This window comes from Kribbella ginsengisoli (assembly GCF_039537185.1).
GTDB classification, from domain to species: domain Bacteria; phylum Actinomycetota; class Actinomycetes; order Propionibacteriales; family Kribbellaceae; genus Kribbella; species Kribbella koreensis.
Genome location: NZ_BAABAA010000013.1, coordinates 311,929 through 324,765, shown reverse-complemented (window position 1 = coordinate 324,765; position 12,837 = coordinate 311,929). Strand labels below are relative to the sequence as shown.

General features: G+C 67.3%; 12 protein-coding genes. 4 read left to right on the top strand and 8 right to left on the bottom strand.

The window, feature by feature from the left end; genetic code table 11:
- Positions 1–7: 7 nt before the first annotated feature.
- Positions 8–1,129: a MalY/PatB family protein gene (locus tag ABD768_RS34730; RefSeq protein WP_344847877.1), complete on the bottom strand. Its 1,122-nt coding sequence runs from the start codon at positions 1,127–1,129 to the stop codon at positions 8–10.
- A gap of 54 nt (positions 1,130–1,183) precedes the next feature.
- On the opposite strand from ABD768_RS34730, the gene ABD768_RS34725 reads away from it, so the two are divergent.
- On the top strand, positions 1,184–1,360 hold the full coding sequence (locus tag ABD768_RS34725; RefSeq protein ID WP_343969472.1) for a hypothetical protein: 177 nt from the start codon (positions 1,184–1,186) through the stop codon (positions 1,358–1,360).
- On the opposite strand, the gene ABD768_RS34720 is transcribed toward ABD768_RS34725, so the two are convergent.
- The 5 genes from ABD768_RS34720 to ABD768_RS34700 all read right to left on the bottom strand — a co-directional run bounded on the left by ABD768_RS34720 (position 1,346) and on the right by ABD768_RS34700 (position 7,552).
- Positions 1,346–2,245: a hypothetical protein gene (locus tag ABD768_RS34720; protein ID WP_343969469.1), complete on the bottom strand. Its 900-nt coding sequence runs from the start codon at positions 2,243–2,245 to the stop codon at positions 1,346–1,348. The two genes, ABD768_RS34725 and ABD768_RS34720, sit on opposite strands and share 15 nt — an antisense overlap.
- A 77-nt stretch (positions 2,246–2,322) precedes the next feature.
- Entirely contained in the window at positions 2,323–4,224 is a 1,902-nt protein-coding gene (locus ABD768_RS34715; RefSeq protein WP_344847875.1) for a heparinase II/III domain-containing protein, read from the bottom strand.
- A gap of 229 nt (positions 4,225–4,453) precedes the next feature.
- Entirely contained in the window at positions 4,454–5,278 is an 825-nt protein-coding gene (locus ABD768_RS34710) for a carbohydrate ABC transporter permease (RefSeq protein WP_343969463.1), read from the bottom strand.
- 1 nt (position 5,279) lies between these two features.
- Positions 5,280–6,203 (bottom strand): carbohydrate ABC transporter permease, encoded by a 924-nt coding sequence (locus ABD768_RS34705; protein WP_344847873.1) that lies wholly within the window; start codon positions 6,201–6,203, stop codon positions 5,280–5,282.
- Complete coding sequence (locus tag ABD768_RS34700) at positions 6,200–7,552, bottom strand: extracellular solute-binding protein (RefSeq protein WP_344847872.1); 1,353 nt, start codon at positions 7,550–7,552, stop codon at positions 6,200–6,202. Before ABD768_RS34700 ends, ABD768_RS34705 begins: the two co-directional genes overlap by 4 nt.
- Positions 7,553–7,628: 76 nt before the next feature.
- On the opposite strand from ABD768_RS34700, the gene ABD768_RS34695 reads away from it, so the two are divergent.
- Positions 7,629–9,998, top strand: coding sequence for a glycoside hydrolase family 3 N-terminal domain-containing protein (locus tag ABD768_RS34695; RefSeq protein WP_344847870.1), 2,370 nt, complete (start codon positions 7,629–7,631; stop codon positions 9,996–9,998).
- Positions 9,995–11,020, top strand: coding sequence for a LacI family DNA-binding transcriptional regulator (locus ABD768_RS34690; protein ID WP_344847869.1), 1,026 nt, complete (start codon positions 9,995–9,997; stop codon positions 11,018–11,020). Before ABD768_RS34695 ends, ABD768_RS34690 begins: the two co-directional genes overlap by 4 nt.
- Here the strand turns inward: ABD768_RS34690 and ABD768_RS34685 are convergent.
- On the bottom strand, positions 11,013–11,504 hold the full coding sequence (locus ABD768_RS34685) for a winged helix-turn-helix transcriptional regulator (protein WP_344847867.1): 492 nt from the start codon (positions 11,502–11,504) through the stop codon (positions 11,013–11,015). The two genes, ABD768_RS34690 and ABD768_RS34685, sit on opposite strands and share 8 nt — an antisense overlap.
- A gap of 56 nt (positions 11,505–11,560) precedes the next feature.
- Between ABD768_RS34685 and ABD768_RS34680 the strand changes: the two genes are divergently transcribed.
- Positions 11,561–12,073, top strand: a complete 513-nt coding sequence (locus tag ABD768_RS34680) for a GNAT family N-acetyltransferase (RefSeq protein WP_344847866.1) — start codon at positions 11,561–11,563, stop codon at positions 12,071–12,073.
- Here ABD768_RS34680 and ABD768_RS34675 read toward each other — a convergent pair.
- On the bottom strand, positions 12,070–12,834 hold the full coding sequence (locus tag ABD768_RS34675) for a DUF427 domain-containing protein (RefSeq protein ID WP_344847865.1): 765 nt from the start codon (positions 12,832–12,834) through the stop codon (positions 12,070–12,072). The genes ABD768_RS34680 and ABD768_RS34675 overlap by 4 nt on opposite strands.
- Positions 12,835–12,837: the final 3 nt, after the last annotated feature.

Here is a 12,837-nt window from a genome sequence, read left to right as displayed (position 1 = left end):
AACAGCCTCAGTGAATGGCGCCGGACATGCGGTTGAGCATCTCGGTCAGCAGCTCCTCGCCGGTCCCGAAGTTCAGCCGGACGAAGCCGGTCGCGGCCGGGTCGTAGCTGCGCCCCGGGCTGAGGGCGACCTTGGAGTGCTCGAGGAAGAAGCCGGCCGGGTCGTCGCCGAGGCCGGCGCCGGCGCAGTCGAGCCAGGCGACATAAGTGGCTTGGGGCGGCGTCCAGGTGATCCCTGCCGGGAGGCGGTCGCTGATCAACGCGCGGTTGCGATCGAGTTGGCGCAGTACGTCGTCGAGCCACTCGTCGCCGTCGGTGAAGGCGGCCTCGGCGGCGAGTACGCCGAGGATGCCGACCTGGTCGTTGGTGAACGGGAGGCGCTTCACGAGATCCTGCGCGCGGTCCGACGCGGTCACCAGGAACGCGGTCTTGAGGCCGGCCAGATTGAAGGCCTTCGACGCCGAGGTCAACGAGATGCCGCAGGACCGGGCCGCGTCGGAGACCTCGAGCCAGGGTTGGTGTTTCGCGCCCGGCAGGACCAGCGGAGCGTGGATCTCGTCGGCGAGCACCCAGGCGCCGTACCGCGCGCAGAGCTCGGCGATCTGAGCAAGCTCCGACCGTGGGAGAACCCGGCCGGTGGGGTTGTGCGGGTTCGGCAGGATCAGCACGTCCAACCCGTCCTGCAGCCGCGTGGAGAGCGCTTCGAGGTCGAACGAGCCGTCCGCGAGCAGCGGGATCGAGACCAGCGAGAAGCCGGCCGCCGGGAGCTGCTGGAAGAACGGCGGATAGGTCGCGGTGGCGAATCCGATCGACCCGCCCGGAGCGATCAGCCGGCAGAGCTCGATGATGCCGACCATCACGTCCGGTACGAGCGTCAGCCGGTCGGGGTCGACCGTCCAGTCCAGTCGCCGCTGGGCGAACCCGGCGAACGCAGTGCCGAGTGAGGACGGCGCTCCGGAGGTGTAGCCGAGGTCGTGGCGGGCGATCGCGTCCCGCAGTACGGAGGTGATCGGCTCGGCCAGCTCGAAGTCCATCTCCGCGACCGTCGCCGCGATCACCCCGTCCCCGTGCCCGAACCACTTCTCACTCCGCCGCCGCTGCAACTCTTCCAGTCCCGGTACCTGTGGCATGTACCGACGGTATGCGGGTACCGGGGCAACCAACTGCAATCAGGAGGTACTGCGATGAGCACGGACCCCATCCCGCCCATCACCCCCGTCGGTCCGGGGAGTGACCCGAACGAGAATCCGGACCTGGTCGACCCCGGGACGGAGAACCCGGATATCGGCATCCGTCCCGGCGACGACAGTCCGCTGTCGATCCCGCAGCCGACGCCCGACGAGGATCTACTGTCCTCGTAGGGTGTCGTTCCTCGGGGTGTAGCGGAAGTAGTGCGGGTCGGTGAAGGAGCCGGGGACCTTGCCGAGGCTCCTGATCACCGTGGCGGTGCCGTTGACGTGGGCCATCGAGTAGAGGGTGGCCGACCGGGTGTCGCGGTCGATGCCGAGGATCAGTGTGCCGGTCCCGCACGGTGCGGCGATCAACTGCTCGAAGACCTGCCAGGTCGAGGTGCGCAAGGTGGTGCCGTACGTCGACATCGGGTAGGTGCCGAAGACCATCACCGTCATCAGCCGGCCCGCCCGGTTGTTGAGCAGGAAGACGTCGTAGCTGAACTCGCGGGCGATCAGCGTCATCGACTTGGCCGCGCTGAGACCGCCGATGCCGCCGGTACCGTGCCAGCCGGTCTCGTCCAGTGTCCAGCGCTTGAGGAAGCCGCTCGTGTCCTGGGCATAGAGCGTGGTCCGCCTGGGCTCGAGCGGGTCCACCGGGTTGTGGATCGATTCGTCGATCCAGCGGAACCCGGACCAGCCGCCCCCGATCCGGCTCTCCGCCACCGGATGCGCCGGGTCGACCTGACCATTGGCGAGCGTGGAGTACGCCGTTGAGTACAAGGCGTTTCCGTGCACCGTCATACCGGACCTAGCGGCCCCGGTCCCAGTCGGGATGTTCCGGAAGGTGCTGATGTGCTGGACAGCGCCCGGCTGATACACACCGGACGTGGTGGTCACCGCGCCGACGGAGACGGGCGTCGAGGCGGTGATCGTGCGGGCGGTCTGGGCTCCGGCCGTGGTGACCGAACCGAGGTTGAGTGAGCAAGTGGCGGCGGCGTCGGCAGGTGTGACGGTGGAGCAGAGCGCGAAGGTCAGTACTGCGGCCCCCGCCAGGCTGATGGTCTTGGTGCGCATGATGGATCCCCTCCCAGGTTCCACGAGAGCTCCCGTGTGGCCCTCGTCACATTAGAAGCCGCTCGCGCCCCGGAAGTTCACTTCAACCGGCTCAACGTTCCGTCGGCCTGTACTGCGATCGTCGTGTGCAGCGTGCCGACGGTCAGATCGATCAGGTACGTCGACCCCGTCGTGCGGGTCGTGTAGCTGACCTGCTCCTTCGAGCCGGCCGGGACGATCAGCGACAGGATCGTCGCCGACCGGCCGTCGCGGTGGAAGGCGACCGTCGGAGCGGGCAGCTTCTGCGTCGCCTTCGGGAAGTGCCAGCCCTGGACCGGGTCGTCCTCGCCCTGCTCGACGGTGATCGCGTCGCCCGGAAGGTCAACGTTATAAGGGATCTGCAGCAGGACGGTCCTGACCTTGTCGCCCGGCTTCTGGGCGACCGCGGTGGTCGGCGAAGTGACCTTGACCTGCTGCCCTTCGGCCAGGTGCCACAGGGTCTTGAAGGATTGGTCGTTCCCGGCGGTCGCGCGGTCCAGCGTGACGATCACGTCGGGGTCCTTGAGGACCAGGACCGTGCGGTTGCGCGTCATCCCCGGCGCAGGCTCGTCGGCGAGCTCGTAGAACTCCGACGTCGGCTGGATCGCCGACCGGACGAGCTTGGTCTCGACCCGGTGGCCTTCCATGCCGGGGCTGGTCAGCACGTTGTGCGCGGCCTGGCTGTGCACCCAATCGCGCCACTTGTCCCGCTGGTACCCGGAGTGCCCGCCGTCGATCAGGATCTGCCGCCCGTGCGAGGTGTAGGTCAGCGACATGTGGTCGTCGTGCCCGTGCAACGTCGGCGCCGGCCCGAACCTCAAGCTGTAGGTCGATTCGAGCGCGAGCGGCCGCTTCTCGCCCCACCCGGTGTGCCCGAAGATGTAGCCGGCGTCGTAGATCCCGACCCGCTCGGCCGGCCGGTGACCGGGCATCTTCAGCGCGTCGATCACCTCGGAGTCACCGAGCTGGTGGAGCTTGCCGAGCGAGTCGGTGGCCATCACGAGCCACTTCGCGAGCGCCGCGCGACGGGTGTTGATGTTGGACCCGGGATCGGCGCCGCATTCCTTCAGGGCCTTCGCTGCTCGCCCCCAGAGCGAGTAGTTGAACTGCGCGTACCCCGTTGACTGCTCGTTGGTCGACCCCTGCTCGTCGATCGCCTCGGTGATCGCCCGGGCCAGCCGGCGCTGGGCCAGCTCCTTCAACGGTTCGCGGTTGAGCGTGCAGCCGATCCCGAACATCGCGATGCTCTCGTCGGTGCCGTGGTTACCCGGTCCGCCGAAGTTGATCTCCATGAACCGGGCATGGTCCAGCAGAGCCTTGTCCAGCCAGGCGTAGCTCGCCGGCAAGGTCTTCACCTTGAGCCCGGACAGGATGGCCTGCCGGGTGCAGATCAGCACGTTGGTACGGTGCATCGTCGCTTCGTGCGCGCCGACATCGACCTTCCAGTCGTACGGGTTGTCGTTCACCCAGTCGTGGATGATCGTCGTCACCCGCGCCATCGCCGCCTTGTCGCCCTTGCCGGCGGCCTTGATGCCCTGGCCGAGCCAGCGCAGCGAGTGCAGCCACATGTACCAACTGGGCTGGTTGTACGGGTTGGAACGCCAGTTGATGTCGCCCTTGCCGTTGCCCACCTGGTACGCCGGATAGACGCTCCACTTGAACTTGTCCTGGTAGAGCCCGGACAACGGGTTGGGAGTCTCGACTCCGCTGAATCCCGGGCAGGTGTACTTGTCGGCAGGCGGCCGCGCCACCTGGCCGGGCTTCGGCGGGGTGCTGATCCGGGTCGCGGTCGGGATCGCCTTCGTGCCGACCTTCACGTCGTCGCGCGGCGTGAAGGACCGCTGCGGCGAGATGATCACCGTCATCAGCGCGATCACCAGCACGACGATCCCTGCCGTCAGGAACGGCAGCCACTGCCGCCGAAGCAGGGGTCGCAGATGGAGCTGCCGTCCGGGCAACATGTCGTCCTCACTTCTCGCGCTCTCGGGCCTTGACAATTCAGGTCTAGACCGGTATTGAGGGCGGGCGTTGCCCCGGAAAGGTCTGCTGTGGTTTCGAGCCGATGACGGGTGGCTCTACCCCTATAGATGTCCGGCAGGGGTGAAAATGTTGGCTCCGATCGGTCACGAAACAAAAAAGAACCGCCACCCGGATCGGGTGGCGGTTCTTTTGGATCGGTGCCTGATGCAATTACCTGCTGAAGCCGGCGGTCAGGCCGCTGAGCAGCTGGCGGCGGCCGAGGGCGTACAGGATGACGATCGGCAGAGTGGTCAGCACGACCGAGGCGAGGACGGCCGGGACGTTCACGGAGTACTGGCCCTGGAAGGTCCACAGAGCGAGTGGAAGGGTGCGCTTCTCCGGGCTCTGGGTCAGGATCAGCGGCAGCAGGAAGCCGTTCCAGACGCCGAGGCCGTTGTAGATGCTGACCGTCACGAGCGCGGGCCGGGTCAGCGGCAGCGCGAGGGTGCGGAGCATGCCCCACTCGGTCGCGCCGTCGACCCGCATCGACTCGAACAGCTCCTTGGGCACGTCGCGGATGAAGTTCGTCAGCACCAGGACGGACAGCGGGATCGAGAACGCGATCGACGGCAGGATGATCGCCAGCAGGCTGTCGTACAGATGCATCTTGATGATCAGCAGGTAGACCGGGATGATCGTCGCCTGCAGCGGGATCGCCAGGCCCATCAGGAACAGCCCGTTGACACCGGCCAGGAAACGGCTGCCGGCGCCCCGGACGATCGCGTACGCCGCCATGAAGGCGATCGCGACCGCGGGCAGGATCGTGCCGGCCGTGACGATCACGCTGTTCACGAAGTACCGCGGGAAGTCGGACTCGATCACCAGCTTGTAGTTCTCGGTGGTCGGATCGGCCGGCAGCGCGAACGGGTTCTGGGTGAAGAAGCCGGCCTGGTCCTTGAAGCTGGTGACGACGATCCAGTACAGCGGGATCAGCACGATCACCAGCCACAGCCAGCCGGCCGCGCCGCCGAGCCAGTTCCGCCGGATCAACCGCATCTCAGGCACCTTCCTGCTGGCTGGCCGTCGTGCTGCCGCCGAGTCTGCGCAGCAGCAGGGCGAGCGCGAGGCCGATCAGCACGAGCAGCACCGCGATCACGCTGGCCGGACCCATCAGGTTCGCCTGAAAGCCGCGCTTGTACATGTCCAGCGCGAGCACCCGGGTGGCATCACCAGGGCCGCCCGCGGTGAGCACGAAGATCAGGTCGAAGAAGGTCAGCGAACCGACCACCATCAAGGTCGACGAGGTGATGATCGTGTACTTGAGCTGCGGCAGCGTGATGGAGAAGAACTGCCGGACCCGGCCCGCGCCGTCGATCGAGGCGGCCTCGTACATGGTGGTCGGGATCTGCCGGACGCCGCCTTGGTAGATCAGCGAGTGGAACGGGATGAACTGCCAGGAGACGACGAAGATCACCACGCCGATCGCGAGGTTGGACTTGCCCAGCCAGTCCTGGGCGAGGAAGTCGAGGTGCAGGCCGGCGCCGAGGCCGAAGTTCGGGTCGAGCAACGCCTTGTAGGTGATGGCGATCGCGGCCGAGCTGAGCAGTAGCGGGACGAAGTACAGGACCGCGAGTAGGGCCCGGTATCGCTGGCGGCCGGCCAGGAAGACGCCGAGCAGCAGGCTCATCGGCGTCTGCACCGCCCAGGACAGGATCATGATCTCGAACGTCACGAACAGCGAGTGCGGTAGCGCCGGATCGCTGAGAACCGAACGCCAGTTGGAGATTCCGGCGGTGTGGATGGCGCCGAGACCGTCCCACTGGGCGAAGCTGAGCAGCAGCACCCCGACCAGTGGGACGACCCCGAACACCGTGAAGATCGCGAGGGCGGGGAGGGCCATCCACGCGACCGAACCGCTCCGGCCGGCCTGCGAGGTCGTCCGCCCGGCGACCTTTGCGACGGTCGGAGCGGCAGCCGTCACTTGCCGATCACCCCGTTCATGCTGTCCGCGAACTGCTGCGGCGAGATCGACAGCTGGAAGAGCTTGGCGATGTTGTCGAGCAGCGTCTCGGCCGCGGCCGGGCTGAGCGCCTGGTCCCAGGACTGGGCGAAGTTCTTCGCGTTCGCCGCGGTGTCGTAGACGAAGTTGAGCCACTCGGAGTCGTTCTTGTCCGTGATCGAGGAGAGCTTGTCCTTCGCGCTCTTCACGACCGGGATGCTGCCGGACTTCACCCAGGCGTCCACGGTGGCGTCGTCGAGGGTGTTGTTGGCGATGAACTTCTTCGCGATGTCCTTGTCGGCCTGGCTCGCCTTGGACGAGATCGACATGTACTGACCCGGGTTGCCGACGGTGTCGCTCGGGTCGCCCTTGCCACCCTCGTACGGCGGGAAGTTCATGTAGCCGAGGTGGCCGCCGGTGACGAAGTCCTTGCCGGAGGCCTTCATACCGCCGTAGGTCCAGGCGCCGTGCAGCATCATCGCGGCCTTGCCGGTGTAGAGCAGGGCCTGGTCGGCGTTGGAGTCGGCGGTGATGGACGAGAAGCCCTTGATGAAGCCGTTCGCCTTGATCAGGTTCTGCATCTCCTCCAGCGCCTTCAGCGCGGACGGGTCGGACCAGCCGTCGGCCTTGCCGTCGAAGATGTTCTGGAAGACCTCGGCGCCGCCGATCCGGTCGAACAGGAACTCCAGCCACATCATGTTGGTCCAGCGCGACTGCCCGCCGAGCGAGAACGGCGCGATGCCCTTCTCGTTGAACTTGGGCACCAGCGACATGATGTCCTGCCACGACTTCGGCGGCTCGGCGCCGATCCGCTCGAACGCGCGCTTGTCGTAGAACAGCACGATCGGCGTCACGGTCTCGCCCGGTACCGCGTAGATCTTGCCGTTGACGGTCGCCGCGGTGAAGGCGGACGGGAAGATCGACTCCTTCAGCGCGGCCTGGTCCTTGTTGAGCCAGTCGGTCAGGTCCTCGACCTGGCCCGCTTCGACGTACGCCTTCAAACCGCCGCCGCCCCAGCCCCAGATCAGCGTCGGGCCCTGGCCGGCCCCGATGGCGGTCTTGATCTTCTGCTTGAACGCGTCGTTCTGGAACTCGGTGGTCTTGATCTTGGTGTCCGGGTTCGCGTCGTTGAACCGCTTGACCTGCGCCTCGCGGATCGCCTGCTGGGGCTGACCGGTGAGGAACCAGTAGGTCGCGCCGGAACCGGTCGCGCCCGCTTCGGAGGAGCTGCCAGAGCTCTTGGGGCCGGAGGTGCCGCACGCCGAGAGTCCGGCCGCTATCGCGGCGCTGCCGGCGGTCAGGCGAAGGAAGTTGCGCCGTGAGGTCGTCATGTTTCGTAACGTAGATTTCGGGAGTATTGCTGTCAAGACCTTGAATACGCTGCATTTGTGGGTGAGATTAAGCGTTATGAACGGGTCTGCAGTGTCGAAACATTTCGAAAACCGAGAGTGGCGCGATCTCAGTCTTCCGGCTGAGAAGCGGGCCGAGTTGTTGCTGCAGGCGATGACGCTGGCGGAGAAGGTCGGTCAGCTCGGTAGTCGCTGGGTCGGCAACGACATGGCCGAGACCGAGAAGCCGGCCGAAGAGCAGCTCAACGTCGCGCCGATGCAGGACGTCTTCACCGCGGGTGGATCCGTCCCGCTGGCGGAGGCGAGCCGGCACGGCCTCGGTCACCTCACCCGGGTCTGGGGCAGCGTTCCGCTCTCGGTCTACGAGGGCAAGGCGGAGCTGCTTCGCCAGCATCGCGTGGTGCTCGACCGGTCGCGGCTCGGCGTACCGGCGTTGGTGCATGAGGAGTGTTTGACCGGGTTCACGACTTATGGGGCGACCGTTTATCCGACGGCGCTGGCTTGGGGTGCGACATTCGATCCAGAGCTGGTCGAGCGGATGGCGGCGGCGATCGGGCGGGACATGGCCGCGGCCGGCGTGCATCAAGGGTTGTCGCCGGTGCTCGACGTCGTGCGCGACTATCGGTGGGGCCGGGTCGAGGAGACGTTGGGTGAAGACCCTTATCTGGTAGGGATGTTGGGGTCTGCGTATGTGCGCGGGCTGCAGAGCGCCGGGGTGATCGCGACGCTGAAACACTTCGCCGGGTACTCCGCCTCGCGGGCCGGGCGCAACCATGGGCCGGTGTCGATCGGGCGGCGGGAGCTGCTCGACGTCATCCTGCCGACCTTCGAAATGGCGCTCGCCTCGGCCGAGGCCGGCTCGGTGATGACCTCGTACGCCGATCTGGACGGCCTGCCGGCTGGAGCCGACTCGTGGCTGTTCACGCAGGTGTTGCGCGACGAGTGGGGTTTCGCGGGAACCGTGGTGTCGGACTACTGGGCGGTGCCGTTCCTGGCCAGCATGCATCGGGTGGCGGCGACGGCTGAGGACGCCGGGGCGCTGGCGCTTGCCGCGGGCACCGATGTCGAGTTGCCGGACACGATCGGGTTCGGCGCGGGGCTGATCGAGCGCGTCGAATCGGGGGAGCTCTCGGAGGAGCTGATCGATCGGGCTGCTCGTCGAGTCCTGCTGCAGAAGGTGCAGTTGGGACTGCTCGATCCTTCGTGGACTCCGGAGGGCTCGGTTGGTTCTTGTGATTTCGACTCGGCCGAGAATCGCGCGCTGGCGTTGGAGATCGCCGAGCGGTCGGTGGTTCTGCTCGACGCCGGTACGGCGCTGCCGCTGGATCGCCTTGCGCCGCGGCGGGTCGCGGTGGTCGGGCCGTGCGCGGGTGATCCGCGGACGTTCATGGGGTGTTACGCGTTCCCGAATCACGTGTTGCCGCGCTATCCGGAGCGCGGGATGGGGATCTCGGTGCCGACGCTTTTCGATGCCTTGAGCAACGAGATCACCGGATGCGTCTACGAGCAGGGGAGCGCTGTGCTCGGGGACGATCGGTCCGGGTTCGCCGCGGCGGTCGAGGCTGCGCGTGAGGCGGACGTGGTGATTGCTTGTGTGGGGGATCTGTCCGGGCTCTTCGGGCAGGGATCGTCTGGTGAAGGGTGCGATGCGGAGGATTTGCGGCTGCCCGGCGTACAGGCTGAGCTGGTCGATGCCTTGCTTGAGACCGGTACGCCGGTAGTCGTGGTGGTCGTGTCTGGACGGCCTTACGCGTTGGGTGAGATCGCAGGGCGAGCTGCTGGGTTGGTGCAGGCGTTCTTTCCTGGGCAGGAAGGTGGGGCCGCGATCGCCGGGGTGCTGAGCGGGCGGGTGGTGCCTGGCGGGAAGTTGCCGGTGCAGATTCCGCGGCACGTGGGCGGGCAGCCGGGCACGTACTTGCAGCCGGCGCTCGGGAGTGTGGAGAGCGCGGGCATCAGCGGGCTGGAGGCTGTGCCGCTGTATCCGTTCGGGTACGGCTCGTCGTACACGACCTTCGAGGTCTCCGGGCTGGAGCTCAGCGCGGAAGAGATCGCCACGGACGGCTCCTTTGTCGCGACGGTGAAGGTGCGCAACACAGGCGAGCGGCGGGGTGATGAAGTGGTGCAGCTCTACCTGCACGACGTGGTGGCGCAGGTGGCTCGGCCGTTGAAGTTGCTGACCGGGTTCGCGCGGGTGTCGCTGGATCCGGGCGAGGTGGTGGAGGTGGCGTTCGAGGTGGACGCGGACCGGACGGCTTACAGTGGGGCAGATCTGCGCCGCATAGTCGAGGCGGGCGAGCTCGAAGTACTGGTGGGGACCTCGTCGGCCGATCTGCCGTGCCGCGCTGCCGTGCGGGTCGTTGGTGAGACGCGCGTGGTGGGCCACGATCGTACGATGGTCACCCCTGTTGTGGTGAGGAGGAACGCTTGAGCGGTCGGGTCACGCTGGCCACCGTCGCCGCCACTGCTGGAGTGTCGGTCGCGACGGTCTCCAAGGTGCTCAACGGGCGCAGCGATGTGTCCGAGTCGACGCGTGCCCGGGTGCAGGAGCTGCTCCGCGAGCACGAGTACATCGGGCGCCGGCCGGAGCAGGTCGAGCGGATCACCGTCGAGTTGTTCTACCAGGGGTTTCTCAACAGCTACTCGGTCGAGGTGATCCAGGGGGTCGTCGAGGCCGGCCAGGCGGCTGATGTGGACGTCGTGGTGGGGTCGCATCCGCACGCGAACCGGAGTAGCGGGCGGGCGGCTCCCTGGATCCGGGAGTTGACGGCGACCGGGCGGCGGGCGGCGATCGGGATCACCTGCGAGCTGACCGACGCGGACCTGGCGGCGTTGTCGCGGGCTCGGCTGCCTTTGGTGGTCGTCGATCCGATCAGCATCGCGCAGCCTGATGTGACGAGTGTGGGCTCGACGAACTTCGCGGGTGGGATGGCGGCGACGCAGCATCTGTTGTCGCTGGGGCATCGGCGGATCGCCTATCTGGGTGGGCCGCCCAGTTCGGGGTGCAATCAGGCGCGGCTGAACGGGTTCCGGGGCGCGATGGAGGCGGCGGGGGTCCCGGTGCCGAAGGACTATGTGTGGCTTCGCGAGTTCCTGTACGAGGACGGGCTGGCGGGTGGGGCCGATCTGCTCGATCTGCCGGAGCCGCCGACGGCGATCTTCGCGGGCAGCGACGAGACCGCGCTGGGTGTGATGGAGGCGGCGCGCGCTCGTGGGCTGCGGGTACCTGAGGACCTCAGCGTGATCGGGTTCGACGACACGCAGGTCGCCCGCCTCGCTTCGCCGCAGCTCACGACCGTCCGGCAGCCGCTGCGCGAGATGGGCGCGGTCGCGCTTCGTACTGCGTTGCAGTTGGCGGCGGGCGAAAAGGTCGACTCCCATCATGTGGAGCTGGCGACCCGTTTGATCGTCCGAGACTCAACTGCTGAGTTGGCTCGCGTTCCTGTTAGCTGACCTCTCGTGGGGTCGCGCCCGGTCCTGGGCGGAAGGCGACCTCGCGAGGAGTTGGCGTGTGGCCGCCCTCGCAGCGGAGGACTACCTCCACCCGTTCGCCGCAGCCGCGGTGTTCGGGGAGCAGGGGTGGGCCGGCATCCATGGGGAGGTACTGGTCGCCCCACTGGACTAGGGCGACCATCACCGGGTAGAGGTCGAGGCCTGCCTGGGTGAGGCGGTACTCGTACCGTTCGCGCTGGCCGGGGATGCGGTAGGCCTCGCGGCGGAGCAGGCCGCGGTCGATCAGGGCGGTCAGCCGGTCGGTGAGGACCTGGCGGGGGATGTTGGCGCGGGCGCGGATGTCCTCGAACCGGCGGACCCCGACGAACACCTCCCGCAGGACGTGGAACGTCCACTTCTCGCCGAGGATCTCCATCGTGCGGGAGATCGTGCAGTTCTCGGTCGACCAGTGCATGGCCTCCGGTACCGCCGCCTGGGTGCTCATGAAACCCAGGCTACGTCTACTTGACAGACTCAGCCAACCCGATGGAAGCTGAATCCGTGAATCAGACTCAGGTGGTCGAGGCGGATCAGCTCGTACTCCGGCGAGCCGGTGACGCCGACGTGGAGTCGCTGTCGGGAATGCTCGACGGCATGCCCGATTTCAGCCTGTACATGCGATTCCAGACGGCGATCGGCAAGCCGCCGCGGCCGGCGCTGGTGCAGCAACTGGTCTGCCCGAACGGCGCGGCCTGGGTCGCCGAACGCGACCGCGAGGTGGTCGGCCACGCGATGTGGGCATGGGTCAACGGCGCCACCGTCCCGACGGCCGAGCTGGCCTTGATCGTCGCGGAACCGGAGCAGCGGCGCGGCCTCGGCGTACGGATGCTGACCGCGGCCGCGCACGATGCCATCGCCTCGGGCGCGGCTCAGTTCGTCGTCATGGTCAGCGCCGTGAACGACAGGGTGCTGAGGATGGTCCGCCGCCGCTGGCCGACCGCGGCCACCCACCGGGAGGGCGCTCTGCTCAACTTCACCATCCCGGCCGCGGACTTCTTCGCCGCCGTGAACTAGGAGAAGTGCGTGACGACGCGCTCGATCGGGACGCCGTCGATCGCGAGGTCGACCTTCTCGTTGTAGAAGGCGATCAGGCCGGCGATGGGTTGCAGGGCAAGGGTGGGGAAGTCGTAGGTCCAGGCGAGGTCTGGGTGGAGGGTGTCGCCGGAGCGGACGGACCAGTAGCCGGTGGTCCTGCCTTTGTACGGGCAGGCGGTTTCGGTGTCGGACCATTCCAGGTGGGTGAAGTCGACCTCGGTGCGATTGAAGTAGTACCGGGTCGGAAGGCCGGTCTCGAAGACCATCACGGTCGACGACGAGTCGGCCAGCACCAGGCCGTCGAGCGAGACCTGTACGTGGCGGGTCGAGCGCAGGGAGTCGACCCGGGTGTACGGGTTGCGGGGGTGGACGAAGACCTGCTCGTCCTCCTCGAACCACGCGTCCAGGGATGCCCACTCGAAGCGGACCATGCCGGTCAGCCCGCTCATCGCGTCGTCGCCGTAGACGCGGGCGGCGGCGGGGCGGTGGATGTCGCCGACCTGGAGGGCGTGGCGTCTCGCAGTACCGCGCTTCAGTTTCTGTGGGTGGTCCTCGTCGACGAGGACATCGGGAGCGACGTCGGCGAGCGGGATGTAGTACTGCGGGTAGTTGGGCCATTCCCAGAGGTAAACGGCTCGGGTGGTGTCCAGTACGACCTGGGAGCCGAGCATTGCCCGGATCCGGCGTGGTACCGGCTCGATGTGGTCCGTTTCGGCGATCGACGCGGGATAGTCAGGCATATG